The sequence below is a fragment of the Peptacetobacter sp. AB800 genome (assembly GCF_047807365.1).
GTDB lineage: Bacteria > Bacillota > Clostridia > Peptostreptococcales > Peptostreptococcaceae > Peptacetobacter.
The window spans coordinates 167,673-194,409 of record NZ_JBLOUI010000001.1 but is presented as its reverse complement, the minus strand read 5'-3'; the positions used below and the strand labels follow the sequence as shown (position 1 = coordinate 194,409).

The following is a 26,737-nucleotide window of genomic DNA, read 5'->3' as shown; positions in this document are numbered from 1 at the left end:
ACGAAATAACAATTTCTGAGCCATTTTTATTCTTCATCGTCGTTTTCGTCAAGTTTGTTTCTTCTTTTGTTTGTTATGCTCATGCAGATTTCTAGTAGGATGTATGTTAGTATTCCTGTAAATAGTGCAGACATTATGAATGTAGCAACTATTTCCTGTTCAGTTTCTAGTGGTAATGTGAATGCGTTTAATAGCCCAACTATTAGACCTGCTATTAATGCTCCGATTGCATTTGTTTTGTTAGATGCTTTTATAGATCTTGACCATATTCCGTTTTTTATGCAGCTAAATAGTATGTATGCATCTAATGTTAAAAATGTTATGACTTCTCCTTCGATATGAGCTCCAGTTTTAGTATAGTTTGCGTATGCTACTTGTACTAATATAGATATTACAAGTAGTGAGAATGCAATCCAAACCCCATGGCTTTCTATTTTTAATAATTTTTGTTCTTGCATTTCGTCTAAATAATTTCTTTTAAATATATTTCTCATAAAATTTTCCTCCAATCATATTGCATTTATTTATATTTTCGTATTTCGCTTATTTATTTTTGAATAGACTTAAAAATAATTTTAAATCCCAATTTTATTCGCTATCCCAGAATAATTCGTCCAATGTTTTTCCGAGAACTTTGCAAATTTGTATGCATAGATTGATAGTAGGGTTGTAGTCACCTTTTTCTATCGCACTTATTGTCTGTCTAGTTACGCCGACTTTTTCTGCTAAGTCTTTTTGTGTCATATCTAAAGCTGCTCGAGCTGATTTTATTTTTAAATTTTTAGGCATTTGCTCACCTCATTTCTATCCTTATCTTTAGTTTAAATATAATATATATAATACAAAAAGTCAAATATATTTTACTTTTATATAAATAAATATTACTTTTAGATGTAAGAGAATTACAAAAAATATTTGGAAGTATTTGGAAAAATACAAAGATAGAAGGAAAAATTAAGATAATAAGTAAATGATATGTAAATAAAATTTATAATATGTATATACAAAATAAGTGCAAAATATATCCAGAATAGTTTAAAGATGATATAATTAAATAGATAGATTTTGAAATCTAAATTAAAATTAATAAAGTGAGGGTAAAATTATGAATAGACCAGACTCGATAATTTTTGATCTAGACGGAACAATGTGGGACACAAGAGATGATGTCGCAGAAATATGGAATGAAGTTTTTGAGAAGTATGGATTTGAAGCTAGTTTAACTGGCGAAATAGTGGCAAGTTATATGGGGATGCCTTACGATGAAGCAATGGAACAGATGTTAGGGCACATACCTGAAGAAACTAGAAAAATAATGATGGATGAGTGTGCAAGTATAGAAGCTCAGACAATAGATAGAAAAAATGGTGGAAAAATATTCCCTAATGTAAAAGAAACTCTTGATGAGCTTGTTAAAGACTACAGATTATTTATAGTAAGTAACTGCCAGAAGGGATATATTGAAGCATTTTTAAGAATAAATGGACTTGAAAAATATTTTGAGGACACAGAAAATGCCGAAAATACAGGGCTTCAGAAAGGCGAAAATAATAAATTAGTGATAGAAAGAAATGATTTAAAAAATCCTGTATATGTAGGTGATACTCCAGGAGATGCGAGAAGTGCAAAATTTGTTGGAATACCGTTTATATATGCGGAATATGGATTTGATACAGTAGAAGAGTATGATGCTAAAATAGATGATTTCTCTGATTTATTAAAACTAGATATGTTTAACTAAGTAATAATGGCGATAATTTCTAAAAAAACTCCTTTAAAAGCTAGCCATCATTACTGAATTCCTCTCCAGACGATCAAGTTGCATTGTCGAGTTCATTTCAGTAATGATGTCAAGCAAAAGGAGTTTTTTTATAGAAAATTATCGTCATTTATTTTAGTTAAATATATCTGATGTTTGTAATAGCAGAGAAGTCAGCTATTTTTAGCATTTAAAGTTAGCCTAGAAAATTTTATAATTCGTGGAATATAGGTTTCATTTTTTCGAATGTGCAGAATTTCTTAAAACCTATATCTCTAAGTTCTTGTTTTAATTCTTCTATGTGTGAGTTTGTTAGGTCTTTTTTGCAGTGAGAATCGCTGCCGATAGTCAAGATTTCTCCACCTAGTTCTAAGTATAGTTTTAGTATATCTTTTGATGGCATTAAGTCGTCTAAGTGATATTTTTTAGTAGAAGTATTCAATTCTATACCTTTTCCATCAGCTATAACGTATTTTAAAATCTTAGTTATAATCTCTTTATTCTCTACAAATGGGTTGTATCCATCTTTTTCGTCGTATCTTTTTAATAAATCTAAATGACCTAAAACAGAGTAGTTATGGAAATTCTGAACAAGATAGTATATATTTTCAAAGTATAGTCTATAATATTCCGCCTCAGTTTTTCCGTTCTGGAAACTATGATCCCAAAGTTCTTTATTGTCTATTTCGTGAACAGACATTATGATAAAATCAAAAGGATATTTTTTTAATAACTCCTCATATTGTGGAATTGTGTGCTTTTGAACACCAAATTCAAGCCCAGTTTTTATAGATATCTTGTCTTTATAAAGCTCTTTAACTCTTTCTATCTCTGGAAAATATTTTTCAAAATCGACATTTAAAACCTTCCCCTCAACTTCTTCTGGTTTTAAATCTTTTAAATCGTATTTAACACCGTAATCTACATGGTCTGTGAAACAAATTTCTTTAATTCCAAGAGAAATTGCGTCTTTTACACATTCCTCCATTGGATAATTTGAATCGTCGCTAAATATTGTATGAGTATGGTAATCGCAAAACATAAAAACGCCCCCTTTTTTTCTGTAGTTATACTTTTAATTATATCACCGACAAAACTAAATTCAATATATAGAAACTCTTAAGAAATTCTTTAAAATTATACAAAGTCTATCTTTAAAATTATTCAATACAATATAATTAACAAAAGAGAGAAAGGAAGTTTGAGAGATGGAAAGGACTGAAAAGAAAAAATTAAAAAAGCCATTATCTATTTATATTAATAAAAATTATAGTAATAATAAAATTTCATCTAATAACTGCATACTGTTGTATAATTAAAGAGTAGAAATCATACGACAAAGGAGAAAAATTATGAACGCATATAACATATTAGTAGTTGAAGATGAAAAAGAAATAGCAGAGGCTGTTGAAATATATTTATTAAATCAGGGATACAATGTTTTTAAGGCTTTCAACGGAATGGAAGGCCTTAAGGTTTTAGAAAATGAAGAAATACATTTAGCAATCGTGGATATAATGATGCCAGTAATGGACGGGATAACATTCACTATGAAAGCTAGAGAAAATCACAATTTCCCGATAATAATGCTTTCAGCAAAATCTGAAGAAGTAGATAAGATAATGGGACTAAACATAGGGGCAGACGATTACGTTACAAAACCTTTCAAACCTCTTGAACTTTTAGCTAGAGTAAATTCTCAGCTAAGAAGATACACAAAATATATGAACATTCAAAAAGCGAGTAAAGCAGAAATTGAAGCTGTGAATGAGAACATATATACAATAGGAGGGCTTGAATTAAACGACGATACAAAAGAGGTTTCTGTTGACGGAAATCCAGTAAGACTGACTCCAATAGAATTTAAGATTTTAGGATTGCTTATAAAAAATCCTGGCAGAGTATTTCCAGCGGAAGAAATTTATGAAAGAGTTTGGAATGAGGCTGCGATAAACACAGATACCGTAATGGTACATGTAAGAAATATAAGAGAAAAAATAGAATTGGATCCGAAAAATCCAAGATACTTAAAGGTGGTGTGGGGAGTTGGATACAAAATTGAAAAAATCTAGAGATGATAAATCAAAGAAAATATTAGCCAATATAGTAGTACTTATAGTGTTGTTAATTTCCTCATTGGGAATGTTGACGACGTATAGAAATATATCGGATAAATTTACAGTAGAAGAACAGGTTTTAAATAGTGAAACAGGAGCAGACTACTTCTTAGGTCAGATTTATCCAATGTATTGGGATTTGAAGAATGCAACTGAGAATAAAGCAAACCCTTCAGATGTCTTCTTAACAGAAGATGCAATAAAAAATGCTCTTGAAAATGCAGATATAGATTTAGGTACTCCAGAAGAATTGACAGATGCAATAAATGAAAATGGAGATGTAATACTGAATAAAGAAGCTATTAAAGAGGATTTTAATGAAGCGTTCGAAAATGATATGGATTACGCTGAAATAGCTCTAAATGCAGCTAACAAACCTGTAAAGTACAACGTATTCAATAAAGAAAATAAAAAGACAATCGGAAACGAAAAAAACGACTTAGAATTTATCAAAAATAAATCTTTAGCTCAACTAGGTTCAGGAATGGAAGAGTATCAGGTTAAAGAAAGAATGGATGAAATAAATAGAAAATATTTATTCTACATGGTTTTAGACTTTGATAAAGATGGAAATTATAGCTTTAAAGCACTTCATGGGATAGATGCAGATAAATGCCAGACTGTTATGGACAACACAGTACAAAGCTGGAATGTAAGAAGTGCAAATTTATATAAAAAATATACAGATGGATCTTTAAAATATAAATTGCCTCCTATAAAAAATGCAACATTTACAATAGGATTAACAAAAGAAGGAGCAACTCAAATAGTTAATGCTCCATATAATTCAAGTATAAATAACTACAATGGAATTTACCATCTTCTATCAGGAGATAAGATGCATACATTAGGACAGATGACTATGGTAGCTGTTTTAATAATGTGTGTATACGCTTTAGTAGGATTCCTACTACCAAATTCAATAAGAAATGATGTATTTGCAATGGGTAGCGTGATAAAAGTGCCTATAGAAGTAATAGTGATACTTGTATCTTTAATAGCTTCAGCATTTGTAGCTATAAACCCATTACAGCTTATAGATATTAGCACATCAGATTCATTAGAAAATCTACTTATGCAGATGCTTCCTATATCAGCGACAACAGCTTCGTGGGGAGTAGTAATAGGAAATATTGGATACTGGATGATATTATTTGCACTATTCTTAATGGGCGGTATATATCTAAGAGATATGATTGCTAAAGGAGATAGAAGAGTAATATTCAACTCTTGTATAGCAATAAGAGTAGTAAAATGGATGATTTCAAAAGTTAAAATATTCTTTAATTGGATGAACAACTTAGATTTAAAAGACGGATATGAAAAATTCATATTGGCAGCATTAGGAGTAAACTTCCTAGCAATAGCAATCTGTTCTGCAATTTGGGGATTTGGTATAATCACAGGAGCTATATACTCTGTAATACTTTACATTTTAATAAAGAAAAAATTTGGCAAAGTATTAGAAGACTACAATAAACTAGAAACAATAACTAAAGATATAGCAAATGGCGATTTTGGATCAGTTCCGGAAGAAGATTTAGGAGTATTCAATCCAATAAAAGAAAACCTAGAAAATATAGAAAAAGGTTTCAGTGCAGCAGTTAGTGAAGAAGTTAAGAGCCAGAAGATGAAAACTGAGCTTATAACTAATGTTTCACACGATTTAAAAACTCCACTTACTTCAATAATAACTTATGTTGACCTTCTTAAAAAAGAGGGAATAACAGAAGAAGAAAGACAGAAATATCTTGATACTATAGATAAAAAATCAAATAGATTAAAATTTCTTATTGAAGACTTATTTGAAGTAAGTAAGGCTACAAGTGGAAATGTTAAAATGAATCCTATGAAGGTAGATGTTGTATCTTTAATAAAACAGACTTTAGTAGAACTTGAGGATAAATTGAATGCAGCCCATTTAGAAGTTAAGGGTAATTTCCCAGAAGAAAAGGTGATACTAGAATTAGATAGTATGAGAACTTTCCGCATATTCTCTAACTTAATATCTAATATCTCGAAATACTCAATGCCATACACTAGAGTATACATAAATGTTAAGAGAGATGCAGAAAATACAGAGATAGAGTTTAAAAATATTTCTGCAGAGGAATTAAACGGAGATGTTGAAAATCTAACAGAAAGATTTGTTAGAGGGGATAAATCGAGAAATACTGAGGGAAGTGGACTTGGGCTTGCAATAGCTAAGAGCTTCACAGAGCTTCAGGACGGTAAGATGAAGGTAAGCTCAGATGGAGATTTATTTAAGGTAGTGCTTACTTTTAAGAATGAGAGAAATTTAAAGAAAGAAGAAAGTAAGCAGGAAAGTAAAAATTAAATAAGTTGTTTTAGAAAAGTAGGATGGCGATTATCGAATAAGTGATGAGCTTTGAGAGATAATTTGTTCATCCTACTTTTTATTATATAATTAAAAATTTTGTATATGATATAATTAAAATGATAATCAAGCTAGAGTATTAAGAGGTGAAGAGTATGAAAGCAATAGATTTAACTTATACAATAAAAGAAGAAATGACAGTTTTTCCAGGTACAGAAATGCCAAAGTTAATTAACACAAGTAATTATGAAAAAGATGGTTTTAGGGAAACTTCTATTAGTATATATTCTCATGTAGGGACTCACATGGATCCACCAGCACATATATATCCAGATAGAACGACTTTAGACGAGTTTCCTGCGAACCAGTTTATAGGAAAAGGACTTGTGATAGATTGTAGAGATTTAAATGAAGGCGAGGATATTACATTAGACTGTATTTTGAAATACGGTAAAAAAGCTGAGAAAGTTGATTTTTTATTGTTCAACACTGGTTGGGATAAATATTGGGGAACTGATAAATATTTTGGAGATTATCCATGTGTGAACGATGAAGTTTTAGATTATGTGCTTAATGGAAATTATAAAGGAATTGGATTTGATACGATAGGGATAGATCCTGTTTCAGATGAAAAACTTACAAGACATAAGAAGTTGTTTAAAGATAAGGATATTGTAAATATTGAAAATCTAAAAAATCTTGAACTTTGTGGAGATAAAATTTTTAATTTTAGTTGTTGTCCGTTAAAAGTAGAAAATAGCGATGGTGCACCAGTTAGGGCGGTTGCTTGGTTTGAGTAAATATATAAATAAAAAAAGAGCTTAATCTTGTATGGAGAAAAAGCTCTTTTTATTTATGATTAATTTAAATTGGTGAACTATGTTAGATTTTATAATTAATAGATTATGCTAAGAAACATTCTATAGGTTCAAATCCTTCTTCATCTATAGCTTCCATTAAAATTTCATCAGTTATTGATTCTTCTACGTCAACAGTTGCAGATTTGTCTTCTAAGCTAACTTCTAATACTTCTACACCATCTATAGCAGAAAGTGCTTCAGTTATTCTATTTACACAGTGCTGGCATCCCATGCCATCTATTTTTATTATTTTTTTCATATATTTATCCTCCAAGTTTTAATACTTAATATACCTAGTAGGGGTATAAATCACTATAATTTGATTATATGTTTGTTAGTCAATAAAGTCAATATGGTATTGATTTTATTTTTTATTTGTGTTAATTTAATAATAGACAACTGAATTAGTTAAGATGTCTTCAGGGCAGGGTGAGATTCCCGACCGGCGGTATAGTCCGCGAGCGTTTTTTTAAACGCAGGAATTGGCATAAGTTCAATTCAGGATTTGGTGAAATTCCAAAACCGACAGTATAGTCTGGATGAGAGAAGATGTGTTAATAATTATCTATTAGTTAGATTTTTTATTGTGCAAAATAAATCCTATTTAGGTTATATTTTACATACTAATAATCAAAAGATATTTTTATAATAGAGAGTTACAACACCTGAAAGACACTTAGTCTATCAGGTGTTTTTTATTTTAAATTTTAGGAGTGATGAAAGATGATGGAAAGCAAGACAAAAACAATGACAAGGGTGGCAATGCTTAGTGCACTGGCATTTGCAGCGGTATTATTCATAAGAATACCAATGGTATTATTCTTAGAGTATGATCCAAAGAACGTAATTATAACAATAGGTGGATTTATTTGGGGACCGTTCATGTCATTGATGGTAGCAGTAGTAACAGCGTTTATCGAATTTTTAACTATAAGTGAAGATGGAATAATAGGACTTGTAATGAATATAATTTCTATTTGTGCGTTTTCTTGTACTGCAGCTTTTATATACAAAAAAGATAGAACTTTAAGAGGTTCTATAATAGGTTTAGTAAGTGGTACAGTACTTCTTACAGTTGTTATGATGTTATGGAACTACTTAGTAACACCAATATATATGGGAATTCCAAGAGCAGAAGTTGTAAAACTTTTAGTTCCAGCGATAATGCCATTCAACTTAATAAAAGGTGGAATAGACTCAGCAATAATTTTATTAATATATAAACCAATAGTATCAGCACTTAGAAGAACAGTGTTAAAATCAGAAGCTAAAGATGCACCAAAAATGATAGTACATCCAGGTGTAATGGCTGTAGCGGTATTAGTAATAGTAACATGTGTAATGCTAGTACTAGCAATGAAAGGAATAATATAATATAGCAAAGAAGAGGGTATAGCAAAAACACTCCAGGCTTCGACGCCATGCCCATATATGTAACACATTTATATGTTGCATGGCGTCTGTAGATTGTCGTAGTTTTTGCTATAACCCTCTTCTTTTATACAATAAATTATTCCAACGAAAAACTTATGAAGAATGTAAATAGTTTACAAAAAAGGTTGCTACAAATTTTGTAACAACCTTTTTCTGTATAATTAAATTTTATTAAGTTTAAATTTGTTTTTAGCTTAACCTGTAAGTAAGTATATAAGATGAAGCCTGGAGCAAGGAGCAGTTACACTCTTGCCCTTTCTCTTATATTCTCTCTATTACTACTGCTGTTCCAGATACTGTTACCATTAGCATTCCATTGTCAGCACCTAGTACTTCATAGTCTGTGTCAACTCCAACAACTGCATTTGCACCTTTTGCAGCTGCTCTTCCTTCTAATTCTTCAAGAGCTTTTTCTCTGGCATTTTTTAATTCGTCTTCGTAAGAATTTGATCTTCCACCGAATATATTAGATAATCCAGCTGCAAAGTCTTTGAAGAAGTTAACCCCTGAAACAACTTCTCCGTAAGTTATTCCTTTATACTCAACTATTTTGTATCCCTCTACTGATGGTGTTGTAGTTACTATCATAATCTTGTCCCCCTTTTATAGGTAAAATTTATTTTGATTTTAACCAAATTATATTAATTTTGGTTTATTTATATATTCTATGGAAAGAAGAAAATTCCTTTGGAAATTTAGATAAAATTTAAATTTATTTTCTTGACATAAAAAAAGATTGCTTGTATGATAAAAATATAGAAAATTTTAAATTGTAAATCCTAAGACTGGAGAGAGTAGTCGAGTTGAGTTTGATACAGAGAGTTGCAAGTAGCTGAGATTGCAGCATAAATAGATTCGGTGAATGGGTCCACGAGGAGATAGGTGAATTATAGTAGCCGAACCGTCACTGCACGTTACGCAGTTTGAGAGATACACGATAAGTGTATAATTTAGGTGGTACCGCGGTAATATCGTCCTAGTGTTTTTTAACACGAGGGCGTTTTTTTATTGGAAAAATTAATTTTAGGAGGATATTATGAACAAGATAGGAATAATAGGTGCAATGGAAGAAGAAGTAGCATTACTTCTTGAAAAAATAGAATTAGAAGAAAAAGTAGATAAAGCAGGACTTGAGTTCTACGTTGGAAAATTAAGAGGAAAAGACGTAATAGTTGTTAAATGTGGAGTTGGGAAAGTAAATTCTGCTATGTGTACTCAGATATTAATAAGCGAATTTGGTGCAGAAGCTCTTGTTAATATAGGTGTTGCAGGTGCATTAAATGACGAATTAGACGTAAATGATATAGTAATTTCAACAGATGCAATAGAATACGATATGGATGCATCAGCATTTGGTGATCCAAAAGGTACTATACCAAGAATGGATTGCTCAGAATTTAAAGCTGATGAAAGATTAATAAATGCAGCTTTTGATGCAGCAGTTAAAGAAAATAAAGGACACAATGTTATGAAAGGTAGAATAGCTACTGGAGATTTATTCGTTGCAGATATGGAAACTAAAAACGAATTAGTAAACGACTTCGGTGGATTCTGCTGTGAAATGGAAGGAGCTGCAATGGCTCATGTTTGCTACTTAAACAAAACTCCATACGTTATAATAAGAGCTATGTCTGATAAAGCGGACGGAAGTGCAGATGTTACTTTTGAAGAATTCTCTAAAAAAGCTGCTATTACTTCAGCAAATATAGTTATGGATATGCTTGAAACAGTATAATTTTAAAATTTGAAAATATATAAGTCTAAAATAGAAAGAGGGATTACGATGAGCGAAAAAAAGGTAATATTTAGTGGTGCTCAGCCATCAGGAAAAATGACATTAGGTAACTATCTAGGAGCAATAAAAAACTGGACAAAACTTCAGGACGAATACGAATGTTTATTTAGTGTTGTAGATTTACACGCTATAACAGTTCCTCAGGAGCCAAAAGTTCTTAGAGAAAATGCTAAAAAATTATTAGCTCAGTATATAGCTTGTGGACTAGATCCAGAAAAAAATATTATATTTATACAGTCACATGTTAAAGAACATCTTGAATTAATGTGGGTATTAAATACAATGACATACATGGGTGAGTTAAACAGAATGACTCAGTTCAAGGATAAAGCGCGGAAATCTGAAGCTAACTTAAATGCAGGTTTATTTACATATCCTGTTTTAATGGCAGCTGATATACTTCTTTACCAGACAGATTTAGTACCTGTTGGTGATGACCAGAAACAGCACCTTGAATTAGCTAGAGATTTAGCAAATAGATTTAACAATAGATATTCAGATACATTCAAAATACCAGAAGGATATTATCCAAAAGAAGCAGCAAGAGTAATGAGCTTACAGGATCCTACTAAAAAAATGAGTAAATCTGATGAAAATGTAAATGGATTTATACTTCTTGAAGATGATCCAGATACAATAAGAAGAAAAATTAAAAAATGCGTGACTGACTCTGAAGGTGTGGTAAGATATTCACCAGAACAGCCAGGTATAAAAAATCTTCTTGATATATACTCAGCATTATCAGGAAAATCAATAGATGAGATAGTTAAGATGTACGAAGGTAAAGGATACGGAGAATTCAAAGCAGATACTGCTGAAGTTATAATAAGCGTATTAGAACCTATGAGACAGAAATACTTATCTCTATTAGAAGATAAAGAATATCTTGAAAAAATATACTGTGAAGGAGCTAAAAAAGCTGAAGCAAAAGCTAGAAAAACTCTTAGAAAAGTATACAAAAAAGTTGGTTTCTTAGAAAGAAAATATTAATAGATTGACGAATTTAATATTTTAATAGTAAAAAGAGGACTTGTTTTCGATTAAAATTTTTAACTGAATCAAGTCCTTATTTTTGTACATAGTTTTTGTAGGAAGTAAATTTGCGTAAAAAAAATGAGCCATCGAAGCTCATCAAAAGGGTAAGGTTATTACTACTTTTGGGGAAAGTAGAATCAAAGATTAACAATTTATATTATATTTAGGTTAATCTGTTATTTTCAATCTATAAATAAATTATACAATTTAATTATAAAAGTGTCAAGAAATTATCAAGAAAATGTTATAAAAAAATCAATGTCAAATATAAAAAACAAATAATAAAGTAATATGCTATTGTGATATAATAGAATATGTATAACTATGTATGAAAGTATAATAACTAAAAATAGGGGTGGTTTTTTGATATATGAAGTAATAATTGCCATTTTGATAGGTATTGACCAGGCGATAAAGTACGGAGTTTTAAATGTACTTAAAGAAAAAGGAAGTATACCTGTTATAGATGGTGTGTTTCATCTAACTTATGTAGAAAATAGAGGAGCAGCATTTGGAATGCTTCAGAATAACCAGATTATATTTGTGATAATAGCTGGACTTGCTACAGTAATCGGACTTTATTGGCTACATAAGAATAAGGAAAAAATAAACATAATTGGGAAAGCGTCTATTATAATGATTGTTTCTGGGGCGATAGGTAATTTAATAGACAGACTTAGACTGGGATTTGTTGTGGATTATTTTGATTTTAGAATAATTTGGCAGTATGTTTTTAATTTTGCCGATATTCTTGTTGTATGTGGAACAATATTGCTGTGCTTCTATATATGGAAGTATTCGGATTCGAAGGAGTAAATTAGAAACTGTGTTTAATAGGAGGTAAGATGTTAGATAATATAAATGAAGAAAAATTATCTGATGTTAGCTGCGAGGAGATAAGAGAATTTTTAGTAGAAGAAGACGAGGAAGGGGATAGACTAGATATTTATCTTGCGGACCAGTTCGTCGATATGTCTAGGAGCTATATTCAGAAGATAATAAAAGATAAAAAGGTAACTGTAAACGGAAAAATTGAAAAAGCTAAATATCTTGTAAAAGAGGAAGATAAGATTGTGATAGAAATTCCAAAGCCTAAGGTTTTGGAGGTTGTACCACAGGATATACCAATAGAAATTGTATATGAGGATGATGATATTATAATAGTAAATAAACCTCAGGGGATGGTAGTTCATCCTGCGCCTGGAAACTACGAGGGTACTTTGGTTAACGCTATTTTATATCATTGTAAAGGAAATCTTTCTTCTATAAATGGTGTTATAAGACCGGGGATAGTACATAGAATTGATAAAGACACTTCTGGGATACTTATGATTGCAAAAAACAACAATGCACATAATTGTCTTGCTGAGCAGCTAAAGGATCACTCTATAACGAGAGAGTATGAATTTATCTGCCACGGTGTATTTAAAGAAGATAATGTTACAGTTGATAGACCAATAGGGAGAAATCCTAAAGATAGATTAAAGATGGCTATCGTTCCAAATGGAAAAAGAGCTGTGACTCATTTTGAGGTGATTGAAAGATTTAATGGATATACGCACGTCAGAGCTAGGCTTGAAACGGGAAGAACTCATCAGATAAGAGTACATGCGATGTCTATTAATCATCCACTTGTAGGGGATCCAGTGTACGGACCTAAAAATTCAAAGATAAAATTAAATGGTCAGGCACTTCATGCTAAAAAATTAGGATTTATACATCCTACGACAAAGGAATACATAGAATTTGATTCAGAGCTACCGGATTATTTCCAGAAGCTGTTGGAGAAATTAAGAAAATAATATAAGAAATTAATATTTAAGTAAGATTATTTGATTAAATATTTTCGGAATGGAGAGTTTGATATGATAGAAAAGGCTCAGTTAATGGATGAAAAAGCTATGGCGAGGGCTATAACTAGAATAAGTCATGAAATAATAGAAAAAAATAAGGGGATAGAAGACCTTGTTCTTGTTGGAGTAAAGACTAGAGGAATTCCTCTAGCTAAGAGAGTTCAGCTAAAAATAGAAGAAATAGAAGGTAAATTGCTACCAGTTGGCGATATAGATATAAGTAGATATAGAGATGATATAAGCGAAAGAAGAGTAGAAGGAAACTTAAGCGACGACAATACTTCTTTTGACATAGACAAAAAAACTGTTGTACTTATAGATGATGTTCTTTACACAGGAAGAACTGTAAGAGCAGCGTTAGACTATATAATAGATAATGGTAGACCTAAAGCAATACAGCTTGCTGTACTTGTTGACAGAGGACACAGAGAACTACCAATAAGAGCTGATTACGTAGGAAAAAACGTACCGACATCAAAAAATGAATTTATATCTGTAAAACTATCAGAAATTGATGGAGAAGACTCAGTAACAATCAATGAATAAAAAATGTAGTTGTTGCAATAATTTGCAACAGCTATTTTTTTGCCTAATCTACTATAAATCTCTTTCTTAATTAGAGTGGTTAAATCAAAATTTATAGGTTAATATCTCTCGGGGATTGAAGGCATAGACAAACTTCTCTCCAGGCTTCGACGTGCGTGTAAGGAAATGACATATTTCTTCACTCTTTTCCATATATTAAGCAATAAAAAAAGGTCTACCCTTTTTGGTAGACCTTTGATCTCACGAACAAAATTTTAATTAAGCTCTTTCAACTTTTCCAGAACGTAGGCATCTTGTACAAACTTTAACTCTTTTTGGAGTTCCGTTCTCTACAACTCTAACAGTTCTTAAGTTTGCAGACCAAGTTCTTTTGTTGTGTTTATTTGAGTGTGATACTGTGTTTCCTGAATGTTTACCTTTACCACATACGCTACATACTCTTGACATTTACCGTGCACCTCCTTAAAAAATAAATAACTATTTAAAGACTAAAAACATATTTATAATATCATAAACAACAAAGTTTTGCAAGAAAAAAATATATTTCTTTTGAAGATATTGAAGAATATCTATTTATCATATAAAATTATATATATAAATGCTGATAATGTAAACAAAAAGTTTTCTAATTTGTAAAAATAAAAAAGTTTATTTGATAAAAAGACTTGATATTATTGTTAAAGTTAGATTATTATATGCTATATAGGTTTAAATTATAACCAGATTATAGTATCATATTGTTTATATCGACTAGAAAATAGATACTTTATGTATTTATTGCCGAGGATAAAATTAAATTGGCAAAAAACTTTTAAGAGGGGGTTCAGAACCATGACCGCAAAAATAATAAATGAATACGGATGTATAGAAATAGATAAGCATGTAATAGCACAGGTTGCATATAGAGCAGCTATGGAAAGTTATGGGCTAGTTGGACTTGCATCAAGAACTAAAGGAATAGTTGAACTTTTAAAGGGTGAAAATGCGACAAAAGGTGTAAAAGTAGAAGAAACTGAAGATAATTCTGTCGAAATAGAACTTTTCGTAATAATGCAGTATGGAATTAATATATCTACAGTTGCTAACAATATAATAGATAAAATAAAATACACAGTCGAAAAATTAATCGGAGTTAAAGTAACTAAAATAGATATAAATGTACAGGGTATAAGAGTAAAATAGGAGGAAAAAAATGACCGAATATATAAAAGCCAAAGCATTCAGAGAAATGTTTGTTTCGGGTGCTAATAATCTTCAGAATAGTAAAGATTTAGTAGATAAACTAAATGTATTCCCAGTTCCAGATGGAGATACTGGTACAAATATGTCACTTACTATATCTTATGCAATGAAGGAATTAGAAAAAGTAGGAGAAGACGATATAACTAAAATAGCAAAGGCGTTATCAAAAGGATCTTTAATGGGTGCTAGAGGTAACTCTGGGGTTATATTATCACAGATAATCAGAGGTATAGGAAAATCTGTTGAAGGTAAAGAAAAACTTTCAACTGTGGATTTAGCAAAAGCTTTAAAAGGTGGTTCAGATACTGCTTACAAAGCTGTTATAAAACCAGTAGAAGGTACTATACTAACAGTTATAAGAGAAACTGCTGAATATGCGGTTAAATTAGCTAAGAGAGAAAATAATATTGAAAAATTCTTAGGAAAAGTAGTTAGAGAAGCTAATGTATCATTAGAAAATACTCCTAACCTACTTAAAAACCTTAAAGACGCTGGGGTTGTAGACTCAGGTGGTAAAGGGTTAACACTTATATTAGAAGGGTTCTATCTTGCAATAGTTGGAAAAGCAGTAGTTCCAGCAACAGCAGAAAAAGCAGAACTTAAAAATGTATCTCTATCATCAGCAGATACTACATCTACAGAAGATATAAAATTCGGATACTGTACTGAATTTATATTAGAATCAGATAAAATAGACGATGCTGGAATAAGAGATATAATGCTAGGATATGGAGATAGTTTAGCAGTAGTTGGAGATGAAGGTGTTATAAAAGTACACGTTCATACTAACGAACCAGGTAACGTACTTCAGGAAGCATTAAAATACGGACAGTTATTAACAATAAAAATAGAAAATATGAGAATGCAGCATGAAAATATACTTGAAGGTGTTGCAGAAAACGCTGAATACGAAGAACCAGTAGAAGAAAAAGAATTTGCATTCATATCTACTTCTATGGGTGATGGATTAGCTAGCATATTTAAAGATTTTGGTGTTGACCATGTAATCGAAGGTGGGCAGACTATGAACCCAAGTACTGAAGATTTCATGAAAGCAATAGATAAAATACATGCTAAAAATATATTCATATTACCAAATAACAGCAATATAATAATGGCAGCTAACCAGGCTAAAGAACTTAGCGATAAAAATATAATAGTAATACCTACTAAAAATATTCCACAGGCTGTAAGTGCACTTGTAGGATTTAATCCAGAAGCTACAGCTGAAGAAAATGAAGCTAACATGGTAGAAGCATTAAGCTATGTAAAATCAGGACAGGTTACTTTTGCAGTTAGAGATACTGTAATGAATGGAATAGAAATAAGAGAAGGTAATATAATCGGTATTGCTGAAAAAGAAATGATTGCAGCTGGTGACGAAGTTGATGAAGTAGCAAAGAAACTAGTAGAAAAATTAGTTGATGAAGATTCAGCTATAATAACATTATTCTACGGTGAAGATGTTACAGAAGAACAGGCTGAGGAGTTAAGAGGAGAATTAGAAGAAAAATTCGAGGACATAGATGTAGAACTTTACTACGGTGGACAGCCTCTTTACTACTACCTAATATCAGTTGAATAAAAATAAGTAAATCAATCCTGTATGACTGAGATATATGTTGTACAGGATTTTTTTTGATTTATTTTGCTCTAAGAAGAATAAAAATTTAGGCAGGTGATAAATTTGTTCGGAGTAATAAATGAGAGCATACAGTATGTTAAGGGAATAGGTCCTAAAAAAGCAGAAAAATTGAATAAACTTGGAATTTATACGATAAAAGATCTACTTTATTATTTTCCAAGACAGTTTGAAGATAGAAGTATAATCAAAAAAATTGCTCAGCTTGAAGATGAAGAAAAAGTGACTGTAAAGGCGCTGATAACAAATATAGAGAGCTATACACCTAAAAAAGGGATGACTATAACTAGAATAGATGTAAAAGACGATACAGGATTTGCAAAGCTTACTTTTTTCAATAGGGAGTATATAAAAAATACTTTTAGAGTAGGAGATAGTATACTAGCATTTGGAAAGGTAAAGAAAAATGGTAGATTTGTAGAGCTTAATTCGTGTGAACTAGAATACTTATCCGCATCACCTAAAAATATAGAAAAGTTAGTGCCAGTTTATCCACTTAGCTATGGTGTTACAAATAAAGATATTATGAATACGGTTAGGATGGTATTTGAAAGTAAGGATATAAAAATACCAGAATATATGCCGGAATATATTTTAAAGAAATATAGATTGTGTGGAATAGAATATGCAATTAAAAATATTCATTTTCCAAAAGATAAAGAGTCTTTAAAAATTGCTCTATACAGATTAATTTTTGAAGAATTATTGGTACTACAGCTTGGACTGTTTATGTACAAGGGTGGAAGTAGCGATGAAAAAGGTATATTATTCAAAAGAAATCAGAGATTAGATGAGGTGCTTAAGTCATTGCCATTTAGCCTTACAAGAGCGCAGAATAGAGCTTTAAATGAAATAATTGACGATATGTGCTCAGAAAAAGTTATGAATAGACTTGTACAGGGAGATGTCGGAAGTGGTAAGACGGTTGTCGCACTTCTAGCACTTGCTGAGTGTGTGTTTAATGGATATCAAGGTGCGCTTATGGCTCCAACTGAGATACTTGCACAGCAGCATTATGAGTCGTTTACAGAAACATTTGAAGATATTGGAATAAATGTAGAGCTATTAACAGGAAGTGTTACTAAAAAACAAAAGGAAGGTATATTACAGAGGGCTAAAGATGGAGAGATAGATATTCTTATAGGGACTCACGCACTTATTGAAGATAATGTTGAGTTTAAAAATATTGGACTTGTTATAACAGATGAGCAGCATCGTTTTGGGGTTAGACAGAGAGGAAAATTATCTTCTAAGGGTGAAAGTCCAGATATACTTGTTATGACAGCCACTCCAATTCCGAGAACTCTTGCGCTAATACTTTATGGAGATTTGGATATTTCTATAATAGACGAGCTTCCACCAGGAAGACAGCCTATAGAAACAATAGCTGTCGAAAAGAAAAAAAGAGGTAAGGTGTACAACTCACTTGTGCGAAGAGAGGTAGACAAGGGACGACAGGTTTATATAGTCTGTCCACTTGTGGAGGAAAGTGAAACTTTAGATATAACTTCTGCTACAGAAACTGCTGAAGAAATAAAAAGAGATTTCTTCCCGGATTTAAGAGTTGGGCTACTTCATGGAAAGATGAAACCATCTGAAAAAGATACTATTATGACAGCATTTAAAAACCACGAATTAGATATCCTTGTGTCAACGACGGTTATAGAGGTTGGGGTAAATGTGCCAAACTCAACTCTTATGATTATAGAAAACGCAGAGAGATTTGGACTTGCGCAGTTACATCAGCTTAGAGGGCGTGTTGGTAGAGGAAAACATCAATCTTATTGTGTTTTAATCTATGGATCAAATAGTGAAGTTTGTAGAAAAAGAATGAACATAATGGAAGAAACTAACGATGGATTTAAAATTTCTGAGAAGGACTTAGAGATAAGAGGTCCTGGAGAATTCTTTGGAACTATGCAGCACGGTGTTCCGGAGCTTAAAGTTGCAAATTTATTTAAGCATATGAAAATACTAAAGACTGTGCAGCAAGAGGCTAGAATTATAATTGGAGAAGATCCTACTTTAGATTTTAAAGAATATAGAGGATTGAAAAGAGAAATAGAATCTAAATTTAAAGATAAAATAGAAAAAGATATAACTATGAATTAATTTATATCAATACAATAGTAGTTACTATATGATATAATAATAGATATGATAATTTGAATTGAAAGGAGAAAAACGTGAGAGTTATTTCTGGAAAAGCTAGGGGATTGAAACTTAATCCACCTAAGGATCAGAGTGTAAGACCTACAACTGATAGAGTAAAAGAATCACTTTTTAATATAATAAATTCATACGTGATGGATGCAAATGTTTTAGACCTTTTTGCAGGATCGGGTTCGCTTGGGATAGAATGTCTATCTAGAGGGGCTGAACATTGCGTATTTTCAGATTTGAGTAAGGAAAGTATAAAGATAATTCAGTCTAATATAAAAAAGGCTAGAGTTGAGCAGGAAAGTACAGTAATAAATAAGGATTATAAAAATGTTATATCTGATATGGGTATTAAAAAACAAGAATTTGATATAATTATGCTAGATCCGCCATATTATGAAGGACTTTTTGTAGACTGTATAGAAAGAATAGATAAGAACCAGATACTTTCTGAGGATGGAGTGATTGTGGTAGAGCATGATAAAAAAGATGAGCTACCAGACGAGATAGGAAATATAGTCAAGGTAAAGGAAAAAAAATATGGAATAACAGTACTTAGTTTTTATAAGCTAAGTGTGGAGGATAGCGATGAATAAATGTAATGTGAAAAAAGCTATTTTTGCTGGTAGTTTTGACCCTATTACAAATGGTCATTTAGATATTATAAGAAGGGCGTCAAAACTTTTTGGAGAGCTTCAAGTAGGGATATTAATAAATCCTAATAAAAAAGCATTATTTACTTTAGAAGAGAGAATAAAATTAATAGAGGACTGTACATCTGACTTAGACAATGTAAAAGTAATCTCGTTTGATGGGTTACTTGTAAAATATTGCGAGCAGAATGGAATAGATGCATTAGTCAGAGGAATAAGAAGTGCTGCAGATGTAGACTACGAATTACAGATGGCTCATATGAATAGAGAACTAGATTCATCTATAGAGACTATTTTCCTTCCAAGCAATACTAAATTTTCTTTCATAAGCTCTTCACTTATAAAAGAGGTACTATCTTTTGGAGCAGATATACAAAATTTGGTTCCAGAGCAGGTGCTAAAAGAATTAAAAATTAAGATGAATAAAAAGGAGATATAGTATGCATATAGAAGATTCACACATAATAGACCTTATAAAAGAATTAGAGTTTCTTATTCAGGAGGCTTCTTCAGTACCGTTTAATTCTCACAAGTGTAGTATAGAAAGACAGGATGCACTAGATATAATAAGCGATATAAAAAGAGCTCTTCCAAGAGAACTTGAACAGGCTAAGAGTGTAGCCGAAGAAAGTAAAGATATAATGAACAGAGCAATAGCTGAAGCTCAGGAAATGTTAGACGATGCTGAAAAGAAAGCAGTAGAAATAATAGAAGATGCTAAGGCTGAGGCTGAAGAAATAAGACTAGATACAGAAGATGCTGTAAACGATTATATAAATAGCAGCAAACCTGTTTTAGAAGCAGAAGAAAAAGCACAGAAAATAATCAGCAATGCAAAAGCTGTTTCTGAAGAAATAAAAGTTGGTACTGCTGAGTATGCTGACGAACTTTTATCTGAAGTTGAAGAGCATATAGTCACTATTTTAGACGAAATTAGAAAAAATCGCGAAGAATTTAAGTAAAAAACAAAAAATATTTGCCATTAACCTAATTTTTTTATATACTAGTTAAGGATTGTTTATTAATAGATATAAAATTTTACGATAAATTTGTTAAAACCAATTAATTTATATAAAGAAAGGTGATACCAATATGGAGAGAAAAGTAGGAACAATTTCTAGAGGAGTAAGAGCTCCAATCATAAGAGAAGGAGACGATCTAGCAACAATAGTAGTAGAATCTGTATTAGATGCAGCTAAAAGCGAAAATTATGAAATGAGAGATAAAGACGTTGTAGCTGTTACAGAAGCAATAGTAGCTAGAGCACAGGGCAACTATGCAAAAATAGATGATATAGCTGAAGATGTAAAAGCTCAGTTAGGTGGAGAAACAATAGGTGTTATATTCCCTATATTAAGTAGAAATAGATTCGCTATATGCTTAAAAGGTATAGCTAGAGGAGCTAAAAAAGTAGTTCTTATGCTAAGCTACCCATCTGATGAAGTTGGAAATCATTTAGTTGATATAGAGCTTCTTGATGAAAAAGGTGTTAACCCATACTCAGATGTACTTACTCTTGAAAAATATAGAGAATTATTTGGAGAAAATAAACACACATTCACAGGTGTTGACTATGTAGATTACTATGCTTCATTAATAAGAGAAGCTGGGGCTGAAGTAGAAGTTATATTCGCTAACAACCCAAAAGTTATATTAAACTACACTAAAAATGTTTTAACTTGTGATATACACACAAGAAAAAGAACTAAGAGAATACTTAAAGAAGCAGGAGCTGAAGTTGTAATAGGTCTTGATGACATATTAACTAAATCAGTAAACGGAAGTGGATTCAATGAAAACTACGGATTACTAGGAACTAATAAATCAACTGAAGAAACTGTAAAATTATTCCCAAGAGATTGTAAAGATTTCGTTGAAGAAGTTCAGAAACAGTTCAAAGAAAGAACTGGTAAAAACGTAGAAGTTATGGTATACGGAGATGGAGCTTTCAAAGATCCAGTAGGAAAAATATGGGAACTTGCTGACCCAGTAGTTTCTCCAGCTTATACTTCAGGTTTAGAAGGAACTCCAAACGAAGTTAAATTAAAATACTTAGCAGACAATGATTTCGCTGATTTAAAAGGTGATGAATTAAAAGACGCTATATCTGAATACATAAAAAATAAAGATAATGATTTAGTAGGAGAAATGGTATCTCAGGGTACTACTCCAAGAAGATTAACTGACCTTATAGGTTCATTATGTGACCTTACTTCAGGAAGTGGAGATAAAGGTACTCCAATAGTACATATACAGGGATACTTCGATAACTTCACAAACTAATCAAATAATTAGATTACACAGAGGCTGTTGCAGATTTGCATTAGCCTCTTTTTTGTTAATAAATATGGATAGTTTATAAAAAATTTGTCTATAAGCAATACAAATAAAATTTTTATGTTATAATATTTAAATAGAATTGATAAAAAAGATTTGTTGGAGGTTAAGAAAATGAAAAAGAAGCTATTAGCACTTTTACTTGCTTCTACAGTTGTATTTTCTTCTGTTTTAATGACAGGATGTAAAAAAACTGATGAAGAAGCAAAAGACCCTAATATACAGGTTGAGGTGGATGTTGCAACACCTAACATAGAAGAATTTAAAAGTATAGAAATCGAACAGTTAGGTAGAAATATAAACAGAGATGAGTTTAAGGTTGTTAATATATCAGTATATACTAACTACAGCGATAAATATTCTGATATGAAGATGACTATACCTACATTCAAAGGAAAATGTGGTACTGTAGATTCAATACAGAGATATGTTTCAGGAAATGCTACATCTAGTGAAAATGATATAGACAGAGTGTATAGATATGATGAGGACTTTATACTATATACTAAAGGTCTTGATAATGCGGGTATAAAAAAATTATTAAATCAGCATAAACTTGTGTTTGAGTATAAGAATGGGGAAGAAACTGAAAAACAGACTATTTCTTTAGGTAACGAAGCTAACTTTATAAAAAAATAATATAAAAATATAATAAAAGAAGAGGGAGAATTGATATGAAGCAGATTTTAAAGGAATTTAAAGAATTCATCAGCCGCGGAAATGTAATGGATATGGCAGTAGGGATTATTATAGGTGGTGCATTTACAGGAATAGTTAATTCTTTTGTAACTGATATTATAAACCCTATACTTGGTATTTTTGGAGGAATGAACTTTAGTGATTTAAAATGGAATATAGTTGGAGATGTTACTCTAAACTATGGAAGCTTCATAACAGCGGTTATCAACTTCTTGATAATGGCTGCAGTACTATTTGCAATAATCAAGCTAATGAATGGTTTTTCTGCTAAGTTAGCTATTAAGAAAAAAGAGGAAGAAGAACAGGCAGCACCTACTACAAAAGTATGTCCGTTCTGCAAAACTGAAATAGCAATAGATGCGACTAGATGTCCACATTGCACATCAAATTTATAAGTAAAAGGGCAAGAGTATAACTGCTCTTGGCTCCAGGCTTCAGCGCCCCACATTGTTAGAGTAACACATTTAGCAGTTGTGGAGCGCTTGCAGTATTGTCGCATACGAGCAGTTATATCTCTTGCCCTTAGTTTGTAAATTTGATGATACGGTAAAAAATATATTGTAATAAAGTTTATCTTACGTATATCGGTTTTATAAAGTAGTCTGTAGATCCTTTTAGTAGGGATCTATTTTTTTTGTAGTAAATTGTGTTGTACATGTCCGTACATTTTATGTCGTTTTCGATTAGAGATTTAAATTCTTCATCGTCCATGAAGTGTTCTACTTCTGAGAATTTGTTTATTATTTTTATTTCAGATGATTTTTTTATTTCTCTTATTATTTCTCGCCCTTTTGAGTTGAACGCCAGTATTCTTACGTATGGAATGTAATTTATTTTTTTAGCAGTTTCCATATCGTCTTTAGTAATTCCTAAAAGGATGTTGTTTAAACATCTTTTTATTCTAGTCATTGTGTATCTTTTAGATTTTATCAAATTTAATAATTCGTCGTAATCTTTTGCTACAAGTGCCGATTTGAATATTTTGTTTTCAATTCCCTCAGAAATGTCAAAGTATGATTCTAGATTTTTTTTATCTCTTATTATAGTCGCAATAAGTGTTTCAAAGAAGTACTCTGGATACATCGGGAAAAATCCTTTTTCTATATTTGAAGTAATCATATTGAGTGTAGTTTCTGGAATTGAGTTGGTTATATCTGTAGAATTTTTTATTGCATCAACTAAACTATCGACATCTGATGAATTACTAGCTTCCACATGAGAAATTATTTCATTAAGTTTTTTTCTGACAGCCGTTGCAGAATTTATATTGCCAGATATCTCCTCTGAATTGTATTCAGAGTGAATTCTTCCTATTGTAAATGGTTTTATATCGCTTTTTAATGATATTAGTTGCTTTATATATTCAATCCCTAAAATATTGTTTGAAGAGCTCAGAATATCGTTAAGCCTTTCCTCAGTTAAATCTATATTTTTAAAGTTATCCCCAAATGAAAAATTAGGTGAATTTATATAATCAAATAAAGCTTTGTTTCTAGCAGTAGGGAAGAGCATACCTTCAGCTAGATAATAAGAAAGTTTTTCCTTAAATTCCTGAGGCTCTAAACAAAGTATTTCCGCAATTAGGTATAAGATATCGACATCTCCCTCCTCGCTTCCAAAGCAAATTGAATCGACGCATCCTAGAGAGTTTAAAAGTGTAATAGATCCTTTTGCAAAAAGCTCTGCACTTTGAGATGCGTAGATTGATGGTAGTTCTACAACCAAATCTACACCAGATTCAACAGCAGCCTTTGCTCTTGAAAATTTATCAAATAGAGCAGGCTCTCCTCTTTGTATAAAATTTCCACTCATAACAGCGATTGATGCGTCTGCATTTGTTTTTTCTAAAGATTTTTGTAAGTGATATATATGACCGTTGTGAAATGGATTGTATTCGACTATTAAGCCAGTTATATTCATAAAAAATTAAACTCCTTTTAAAAAAATTCTTCTAATAAAAAAAGTATAACTCAAGTGAATGAAATAAAAAAGGAAAAAGACTTTAAATTTACGCAAAAAAATGATATATTAGTAATGTTAATTCGGTTTTTATATAAGTAAAAGTTGCAGTATTGAGGGAAATAGTGCAGCAAAAAAATGACAACAAATTTCTGGAGGTATAAATAATGAAAATATTAGTTTTAAACTGCGGTAGTTCATCATTAAAATATCAGTTAATAGATATGGAAAATGAATCAGTTTTATGTAAAGGTTTAGTAGAAAGAATAGGAATAGAAGGTTCTGTTCTTAAACACGAAAAAGAAGGTTTAGCAGACAAATACGTTGTTGAACAGCCAATGAAAGACCACAAAGACGCTATACAGCTTGTATTAAACGCTGTTGCTGACGAAAAAGTTGGAGCAGTTAAAGATATGAAAGAAATAGATGCAGTAGGTCACAGAGTTGTTCACGGTGGAGAAAAATTCGCATCTTCAGCATTAATAACACCAGAAGTAGAAGAAGCTTTAAAAGAATGTATAGACTTAGCTCCTCTACACAACCCAGCAAACTTAATGGGAATAGATGCTTGTAGAGCAATATTACCAGATGTACCAATGGTAGGTGTATTTGATACAGCATTCCATCAGACAATGCCTAAATCATCATTCTTATATGGACTTCCATACGAATTATACACTAAATACGGAGTAAGAAGATACGGATTCCACGGTACTTCTCACAACTACGTATCTAAAAAAGCAGCAGAAATGCTAGGAAAAGACATAAAAGACCTTAAAATAGTAACTTGCCACTTAGGAAACGGTGCTTCTATAGCAGCTGTAGATGGTGGAAAATGTGTAGATACTTCTATGGGATTCACTCCACTTGAAGGTTTAATAATGGGAACTAGATGTGGTGACATAGACCCAGCTATACTACCATTCTTAATGAGAAAAGAAGGATTAGACGCAGATGGTCTTGATAAATTAATGAACAAAGAATCTGGTGTATACGGAATGACTGGTATATCTTCAGACTTCAGAGATATAGAATCAGCAGCTAACGAAGGAAATGAATTAGCTCAGGCTACTTTAGATGCTTACGTTAAAAAAGTTCAGAAATACATAGGTGCTTATGCAGCAGAAATGAACGGATTAGATGCAGTTGTATTCACAGCTGGTGTTGGTGAAAACGGAATAGGAATAAGAGCTGAAATAGCTTCTAACATGGAATTCTTAGGAATGAAATTAGACGCAGAAGCTAACAACGTTAGAGGAAAAGAAACTGTAATATCTACAGAAGACTCTAAAGTTAAAATGTTATTAATACCAACTAACGAAGAATTAATGATAGCTAGAGATACTTTAGCATTAGTAAAATAATAAAATTAGTTGAATTAGACTACAAAAGATACAAAATTTAAACAAAATTTTACCTATCAAGTAAAAATACTTGACAAACAAATTTATGATTTGTATAATAATTAGGTAAATGCAAAGAGGTGAGCTTTATGATAATTAATGTCGACAAACTACGCGGAAAAGAAATTGATAAAATTGACTTGAATTTTTGCGAAGAAATTGATACTATTAGTTACTGTGATGAAAAATATAAATTAGCTTCACCTATTGAAGTTACGGGTAAAGTAACTCGTAATGGTAAAGAGCTGTATATAAATTCAGACGTCAAGATGACAGTTGTGGACAGATGTTCTAGATGTCTTGAAGAAGTTGAAATTCCTTTAGATTTCAATATACAGGGCTTTATAGTGCAGGAGAACAATTATACTGAGGATGAATATGAAGAATTCGATGCATTTATTGTAGAAGACTACGAAAATGTAGACCTTTTAGAAATAATAGCTCAGAATTTAGAATTTAATATGCCTCATAAAGTTCTTTGTGGTGAAGATTGTAAGGGTCTTTGCCCAGGATGTGGAGCAAACCTTAATAAAGAGGATTGCAGATGCAGCGAAAAGATAAATGACGAGGATAATATTGATCCACGTTTTGCTAAATTAAAAGAATTACTGAAAAATGAATAAAGAGGAGGTGTCCTAAATGGCAGTACCAAAGAGAAAAACTTCTAAATCAAAAAGAGATATGAGAAGAGCAGCTAACTCAAAAATGGTTGCACCAGGTTTCGTAGAATGCCCACAGTGTCATGAACCAAAATTACCACACAGAGTTTGCCCTGATTGTGGATATTACAAAGGTAAAGAAATCGTAGAAAAATAATAAGTTTACAAATAGAAAAAAGCATGTAGAGTAATCTACATGTTTTTTTTATGCATTTTGTTCATTTTTTTGTACTTGGTCTTAATTTG

Annotated in this window: 29 protein-coding genes, 1 riboswitch and 1 other annotated feature; of the genes, 22 read left to right on the top strand and 7 right to left on the bottom strand. The window is 31.4% G+C overall.

The genetic code is table 11. From position 1 onward, the window contains the following. Positions 1 to 26: 26 nt before the first annotated feature. A complete protein-coding gene (locus ACK2WN_RS00925) occupies positions 27 to 494 on the bottom strand; it encodes a DUF6773 family protein (RefSeq protein WP_300531043.1) in 468 nt (155 codons plus the stop codon). Positions 495 to 588: 94 nt separating this feature from the next. Next, on the bottom strand, positions 589 to 789 hold the full coding sequence (locus tag ACK2WN_RS00920) for a helix-turn-helix transcriptional regulator (protein WP_300531046.1): 201 nt from the start codon (positions 787 to 789) through the stop codon (positions 589 to 591). 316 nt (positions 790 to 1,105) lie between these two features. Here ACK2WN_RS00920 and ACK2WN_RS00915 point away from each other — a divergent pair, with 316 nt between their 5' ends. Next, positions 1,106 to 1,741: an HAD family hydrolase gene (locus tag ACK2WN_RS00915; RefSeq protein WP_300531048.1), complete on the top strand. Its 636-nt coding sequence runs from the start codon at positions 1,106 to 1,108 to the stop codon at positions 1,739 to 1,741. Between the two features lie 229 nt (positions 1,742 to 1,970). On the opposite strand, the gene ACK2WN_RS00910 is transcribed toward ACK2WN_RS00915, so the two are convergent. Further along, complete coding sequence (locus ACK2WN_RS00910) at positions 1,971 to 2,801, bottom strand: histidinol-phosphatase HisJ family protein (RefSeq protein ID WP_300531051.1); 831 nt, start codon at positions 2,799 to 2,801, stop codon at positions 1,971 to 1,973. Positions 2,802 to 3,111: 310 nt separating this feature from the next. On the opposite strand from ACK2WN_RS00910, the gene ACK2WN_RS00905 reads away from it, so the two are divergent. The 3 genes from ACK2WN_RS00905 to ACK2WN_RS00895 all read left to right on the top strand — a co-directional run bounded on the left by ACK2WN_RS00905 (position 3,112) and on the right by ACK2WN_RS00895 (position 7,014). Continuing rightward, positions 3,112 to 3,831: a response regulator transcription factor gene (locus ACK2WN_RS00905; protein WP_329998458.1), complete on the top strand. Its 720-nt coding sequence runs from the start codon at positions 3,112 to 3,114 to the stop codon at positions 3,829 to 3,831. Further along, positions 3,806 to 6,214 (top strand): histidine kinase dimerization/phospho-acceptor domain-containing protein, encoded by a 2,409-nt coding sequence (locus ACK2WN_RS00900; protein WP_416154551.1) that lies wholly within the window; start codon positions 3,806 to 3,808, stop codon positions 6,212 to 6,214. Before ACK2WN_RS00905 ends, ACK2WN_RS00900 begins: the two co-directional genes overlap by 26 nt. A 155-nt stretch (positions 6,215 to 6,369) precedes the next feature. Beyond that, positions 6,370 to 7,014, top strand: coding sequence for a cyclase family protein (locus ACK2WN_RS00895; protein ID WP_416154550.1), 645 nt, complete (start codon positions 6,370 to 6,372; stop codon positions 7,012 to 7,014). A gap of 103 nt (positions 7,015 to 7,117) precedes the next feature. Here the strand turns inward: ACK2WN_RS00895 and ACK2WN_RS00890 are convergent, their stop codons facing one another. Then, the gene (locus tag ACK2WN_RS00890) at positions 7,118 to 7,333 is read right to left on the bottom strand and encodes a heavy-metal-associated domain-containing protein (protein WP_006440030.1); all 216 of its coding nucleotides are present in this window, start codon (positions 7,331 to 7,333) and stop codon (positions 7,118 to 7,120) included. Between the two features lie 152 nt (positions 7,334 to 7,485). Further along, positions 7,486 to 7,629, top strand: a riboswitch (FMN riboswitch). Positions 7,630 to 7,797: 168 nt separating this feature from the next. Between ACK2WN_RS00890 and ACK2WN_RS00885 the strand changes: the two genes are divergently transcribed. Beyond that, positions 7,798 to 8,448, top strand: coding sequence for an ECF transporter S component (locus ACK2WN_RS00885; RefSeq protein ID WP_300527890.1), 651 nt, complete (start codon positions 7,798 to 7,800; stop codon positions 8,446 to 8,448). A 321-nt stretch (positions 8,449 to 8,769) separates the two neighbouring features. Here ACK2WN_RS00885 and ACK2WN_RS00880 read toward each other — a convergent pair whose 3' ends face one another. Beyond that, a complete protein-coding gene (locus tag ACK2WN_RS00880; RefSeq protein ID WP_300527888.1) occupies positions 8,770 to 9,096 on the bottom strand; it encodes a putative heavy metal-binding protein in 327 nt (108 codons plus the stop codon). A 184-nt stretch (positions 9,097 to 9,280) separates the two neighbouring features. After that, positions 9,281 to 9,490: a binding site (T-box leader), on the top strand. 54 nt (positions 9,491 to 9,544) lie between these two features. Between ACK2WN_RS00880 and ACK2WN_RS00875 the strand changes: the two genes are divergently transcribed. The 5 genes from ACK2WN_RS00875 (at position 9,545) to pyrR (ending at position 13,737) form a co-directional block, all read left to right on the top strand. Next, positions 9,545 to 10,243 (top strand): 5'-methylthioadenosine/adenosylhomocysteine nucleosidase, encoded by a 699-nt coding sequence (locus tag ACK2WN_RS00875; RefSeq protein ID WP_416154549.1) that lies wholly within the window; start codon positions 9,545 to 9,547, stop codon positions 10,241 to 10,243. A gap of 48 nt (positions 10,244 to 10,291) precedes the next feature. Further along, complete coding sequence (gene trpS, locus ACK2WN_RS00870) at positions 10,292 to 11,293, top strand: tryptophan--tRNA ligase (RefSeq protein WP_201416114.1); 1,002 nt, start codon at positions 10,292 to 10,294, stop codon at positions 11,291 to 11,293. A gap of 408 nt (positions 11,294 to 11,701) precedes the next feature. Beyond that, positions 11,702 to 12,154, top strand: a complete 453-nt coding sequence (lspA, locus tag ACK2WN_RS00865; protein WP_300527879.1) for a signal peptidase II — start codon at positions 11,702 to 11,704, stop codon at positions 12,152 to 12,154. Between the two features lie 29 nt (positions 12,155 to 12,183). Next, positions 12,184 to 13,140 carry an RluA family pseudouridine synthase gene (locus ACK2WN_RS00860; RefSeq protein ID WP_416154548.1) on the top strand — a complete coding sequence of 319 codons (957 nt, stop codon included), beginning with the start codon at positions 12,184 to 12,186 and terminating at the stop codon, positions 13,138 to 13,140. Between the two features lie 63 nt (positions 13,141 to 13,203). Beyond that, the gene (gene pyrR, locus ACK2WN_RS00855) at positions 13,204 to 13,737 is read left to right on the top strand and encodes a bifunctional pyr operon transcriptional regulator/uracil phosphoribosyltransferase PyrR (protein ID WP_118548249.1); all 534 of its coding nucleotides are present in this window, start codon (positions 13,204 to 13,206) and stop codon (positions 13,735 to 13,737) included. A 258-nt stretch (positions 13,738 to 13,995) separates the two neighbouring features. Here the strand turns inward: pyrR and rpmB are convergent, their stop codons facing one another. After that, positions 13,996 to 14,184 carry a 50S ribosomal protein L28 gene (rpmB, locus tag ACK2WN_RS00850; RefSeq protein WP_006440038.1) on the bottom strand — a complete coding sequence of 63 codons (189 nt, stop codon included), beginning with the start codon at positions 14,182 to 14,184 and terminating at the stop codon, positions 13,996 to 13,998. Positions 14,185 to 14,568: 384 nt separating this feature from the next. Between rpmB and ACK2WN_RS00845 the strand changes: the two genes are divergently transcribed. From ACK2WN_RS00845 to mscL, 9 genes are all read left to right on the top strand, one after another. Beyond that, the gene (locus ACK2WN_RS00845; RefSeq protein WP_329999812.1) at positions 14,569 to 14,919 is read left to right on the top strand and encodes an Asp23/Gls24 family envelope stress response protein; all 351 of its coding nucleotides are present in this window, start codon (positions 14,569 to 14,571) and stop codon (positions 14,917 to 14,919) included. A 10-nt stretch (positions 14,920 to 14,929) separates the two neighbouring features. Beyond that, positions 14,930 to 16,564 carry a DAK2 domain-containing protein gene (locus tag ACK2WN_RS00840; protein WP_329999814.1) on the top strand — a complete coding sequence of 545 codons (1,635 nt, stop codon included), beginning with the start codon at positions 14,930 to 14,932 and terminating at the stop codon, positions 16,562 to 16,564. 102 nt (positions 16,565 to 16,666) lie between these two features. Continuing rightward, complete coding sequence (gene recG, locus ACK2WN_RS00835; protein WP_416154547.1) at positions 16,667 to 18,733, top strand: ATP-dependent DNA helicase RecG; 2,067 nt, start codon at positions 16,667 to 16,669, stop codon at positions 18,731 to 18,733. Between the two features lie 74 nt (positions 18,734 to 18,807). After that, positions 18,808 to 19,377 (top strand): 16S rRNA (guanine(966)-N(2))-methyltransferase RsmD, encoded by a 570-nt coding sequence (rsmD, locus tag ACK2WN_RS00830; protein WP_329999816.1) that lies wholly within the window; start codon positions 18,808 to 18,810, stop codon positions 19,375 to 19,377. Continuing rightward, positions 19,370 to 19,873 carry a pantetheine-phosphate adenylyltransferase gene (gene coaD, locus ACK2WN_RS00825; protein ID WP_118548241.1) on the top strand — a complete coding sequence of 168 codons (504 nt, stop codon included), beginning with the start codon at positions 19,370 to 19,372 and terminating at the stop codon, positions 19,871 to 19,873. The genes rsmD and coaD overlap by 8 nt, the downstream gene beginning before the upstream one ends. Before the next feature lies 1 nt (position 19,874). Next, positions 19,875 to 20,396: a hypothetical protein gene (locus ACK2WN_RS00820; protein WP_329999817.1), complete on the top strand. Its 522-nt coding sequence runs from the start codon at positions 19,875 to 19,877 to the stop codon at positions 20,394 to 20,396. Positions 20,397 to 20,526: 130 nt separating this feature from the next. Further along, positions 20,527 to 21,717 carry a coenzyme F420-0:L-glutamate ligase gene (locus ACK2WN_RS00815; RefSeq protein ID WP_300527865.1) on the top strand — a complete coding sequence of 397 codons (1,191 nt, stop codon included), beginning with the start codon at positions 20,527 to 20,529 and terminating at the stop codon, positions 21,715 to 21,717. 168 nt (positions 21,718 to 21,885) lie between these two features. Next, complete coding sequence (locus ACK2WN_RS00810; protein WP_300527863.1) at positions 21,886 to 22,410, top strand: hypothetical protein; 525 nt, start codon at positions 21,886 to 21,888, stop codon at positions 22,408 to 22,410. A gap of 35 nt (positions 22,411 to 22,445) precedes the next feature. Beyond that, entirely contained in the window at positions 22,446 to 22,865 is a 420-nt protein-coding gene (gene mscL, locus ACK2WN_RS00805; RefSeq protein ID WP_300527860.1) for a large conductance mechanosensitive channel protein MscL, read from the top strand. Between the two features lie 175 nt (positions 22,866 to 23,040). Here the strand turns inward: mscL and ACK2WN_RS00800 are convergent, their stop codons facing one another. After that, positions 23,041 to 24,390: a nucleotidyltransferase gene (locus tag ACK2WN_RS00800; RefSeq protein ID WP_416154546.1), complete on the bottom strand. Its 1,350-nt coding sequence runs from the start codon at positions 24,388 to 24,390 to the stop codon at positions 23,041 to 23,043. 206 nt (positions 24,391 to 24,596) lie between these two features. Here ACK2WN_RS00800 and ACK2WN_RS00795 point away from each other — a divergent pair, with 206 nt between their 5' ends. The 3 genes from ACK2WN_RS00795 (at position 24,597) to rpmF (ending at position 26,648) form a co-directional block, all read left to right on the top strand. After that, on the top strand, positions 24,597 to 25,793 hold the full coding sequence (locus ACK2WN_RS00795; RefSeq protein ID WP_300527856.1) for an acetate/propionate family kinase: 1,197 nt from the start codon (positions 24,597 to 24,599) through the stop codon (positions 25,791 to 25,793). A 128-nt stretch (positions 25,794 to 25,921) separates the two neighbouring features. Next, positions 25,922 to 26,455 (top strand): YceD family protein, encoded by a 534-nt coding sequence (locus tag ACK2WN_RS00790; RefSeq protein ID WP_300527854.1) that lies wholly within the window; start codon positions 25,922 to 25,924, stop codon positions 26,453 to 26,455. 16 nt (positions 26,456 to 26,471) lie between these two features. Beyond that, positions 26,472 to 26,648, top strand: coding sequence for a 50S ribosomal protein L32 (gene rpmF, locus ACK2WN_RS00785; protein WP_006440051.1), 177 nt, complete (start codon positions 26,472 to 26,474; stop codon positions 26,646 to 26,648). Positions 26,649 to 26,737 lie beyond the last annotated feature (89 nt).

Excerpts from the sequence above, each read along its gene's own strand:
- ACK2WN_RS00925 (WP_300531043.1), bottom strand. The coding sequence starts at position 494 with ATGAGAAATATATTTAAAAGAAATTATTTAGACGAAATGCAAGAACAA.
- ACK2WN_RS00920 (WP_300531046.1), bottom strand. The coding sequence starts at position 789 with ATGCCTAAAAATTTAAAAATAAAATCAGCTCGAGCAGCTTTAGATATG.
- ACK2WN_RS00915 (WP_300531048.1), top strand. The coding sequence starts at position 1,106 with ATGAATAGACCAGACTCGATAATTTTTGATCTAGACGGAACAATGTGG.
- ACK2WN_RS00910 (WP_300531051.1), bottom strand. The coding sequence starts at position 2,801 with ATGTTTTGCGATTACCATACTCATACAATATTTAGCGACGATTCAAAT.
- ACK2WN_RS00905 (WP_329998458.1), top strand. The coding sequence starts at position 3,112 with ATGAACGCATATAACATATTAGTAGTTGAAGATGAAAAAGAAATAGCA.
- ACK2WN_RS00895 (WP_416154550.1), top strand. The coding sequence starts at position 6,370 with ATGAAAGCAATAGATTTAACTTATACAATAAAAGAAGAAATGACAGTT.
- ACK2WN_RS00890 (WP_006440030.1), bottom strand. The coding sequence starts at position 7,333 with ATGAAAAAAATAATAAAAATAGATGGCATGGGATGCCAGCACTGTGTA.
- ACK2WN_RS00885 (WP_300527890.1), top strand. The coding sequence starts at position 7,798 with ATGATGGAAAGCAAGACAAAAACAATGACAAGGGTGGCAATGCTTAGT.
- ACK2WN_RS00880 (WP_300527888.1), bottom strand. The coding sequence starts at position 9,096 with ATGATAGTAACTACAACACCATCAGTAGAGGGATACAAAATAGTTGAG.
- ACK2WN_RS00875 (WP_416154549.1), top strand. The coding sequence starts at position 9,545 with ATGAACAAGATAGGAATAATAGGTGCAATGGAAGAAGAAGTAGCATTA.
- trpS (WP_201416114.1), top strand. The coding sequence starts at position 10,292 with ATGAGCGAAAAAAAGGTAATATTTAGTGGTGCTCAGCCATCAGGAAAA.
- ACK2WN_RS00860 (WP_416154548.1), top strand. The coding sequence starts at position 12,184 with ATGTTAGATAATATAAATGAAGAAAAATTATCTGATGTTAGCTGCGAG.
- pyrR (WP_118548249.1), top strand. The coding sequence starts at position 13,204 with ATGATAGAAAAGGCTCAGTTAATGGATGAAAAAGCTATGGCGAGGGCT.
- rpmB (WP_006440038.1), bottom strand. The coding sequence starts at position 14,184 with ATGTCAAGAGTATGTAGCGTATGTGGTAAAGGTAAACATTCAGGAAAC.
- ACK2WN_RS00845 (WP_329999812.1), top strand. The coding sequence starts at position 14,569 with ATGACCGCAAAAATAATAAATGAATACGGATGTATAGAAATAGATAAG.
- ACK2WN_RS00840 (WP_329999814.1), top strand. The coding sequence starts at position 14,930 with ATGACCGAATATATAAAAGCCAAAGCATTCAGAGAAATGTTTGTTTCG.
- coaD (WP_118548241.1), top strand. The coding sequence starts at position 19,370 with ATGAATAAATGTAATGTGAAAAAAGCTATTTTTGCTGGTAGTTTTGAC.
- ACK2WN_RS00820 (WP_329999817.1), top strand. The coding sequence starts at position 19,875 with ATGCATATAGAAGATTCACACATAATAGACCTTATAAAAGAATTAGAG.
- ACK2WN_RS00815 (WP_300527865.1), top strand. The coding sequence starts at position 20,527 with ATGGAGAGAAAAGTAGGAACAATTTCTAGAGGAGTAAGAGCTCCAATC.
- ACK2WN_RS00810 (WP_300527863.1), top strand. The coding sequence starts at position 21,886 with ATGAAAAAGAAGCTATTAGCACTTTTACTTGCTTCTACAGTTGTATTT.
- mscL (WP_300527860.1), top strand. The coding sequence starts at position 22,446 with ATGAAGCAGATTTTAAAGGAATTTAAAGAATTCATCAGCCGCGGAAAT.
- ACK2WN_RS00800 (WP_416154546.1), bottom strand. The coding sequence starts at position 24,390 with ATGAATATAACTGGCTTAATAGTCGAATACAATCCATTTCACAACGGT.
- ACK2WN_RS00795 (WP_300527856.1), top strand. The coding sequence starts at position 24,597 with ATGAAAATATTAGTTTTAAACTGCGGTAGTTCATCATTAAAATATCAG.
- ACK2WN_RS00790 (WP_300527854.1), top strand. The coding sequence starts at position 25,922 with ATGATAATTAATGTCGACAAACTACGCGGAAAAGAAATTGATAAAATT.
- rpmF (WP_006440051.1), top strand. The coding sequence starts at position 26,472 with ATGGCAGTACCAAAGAGAAAAACTTCTAAATCAAAAAGAGATATGAGA.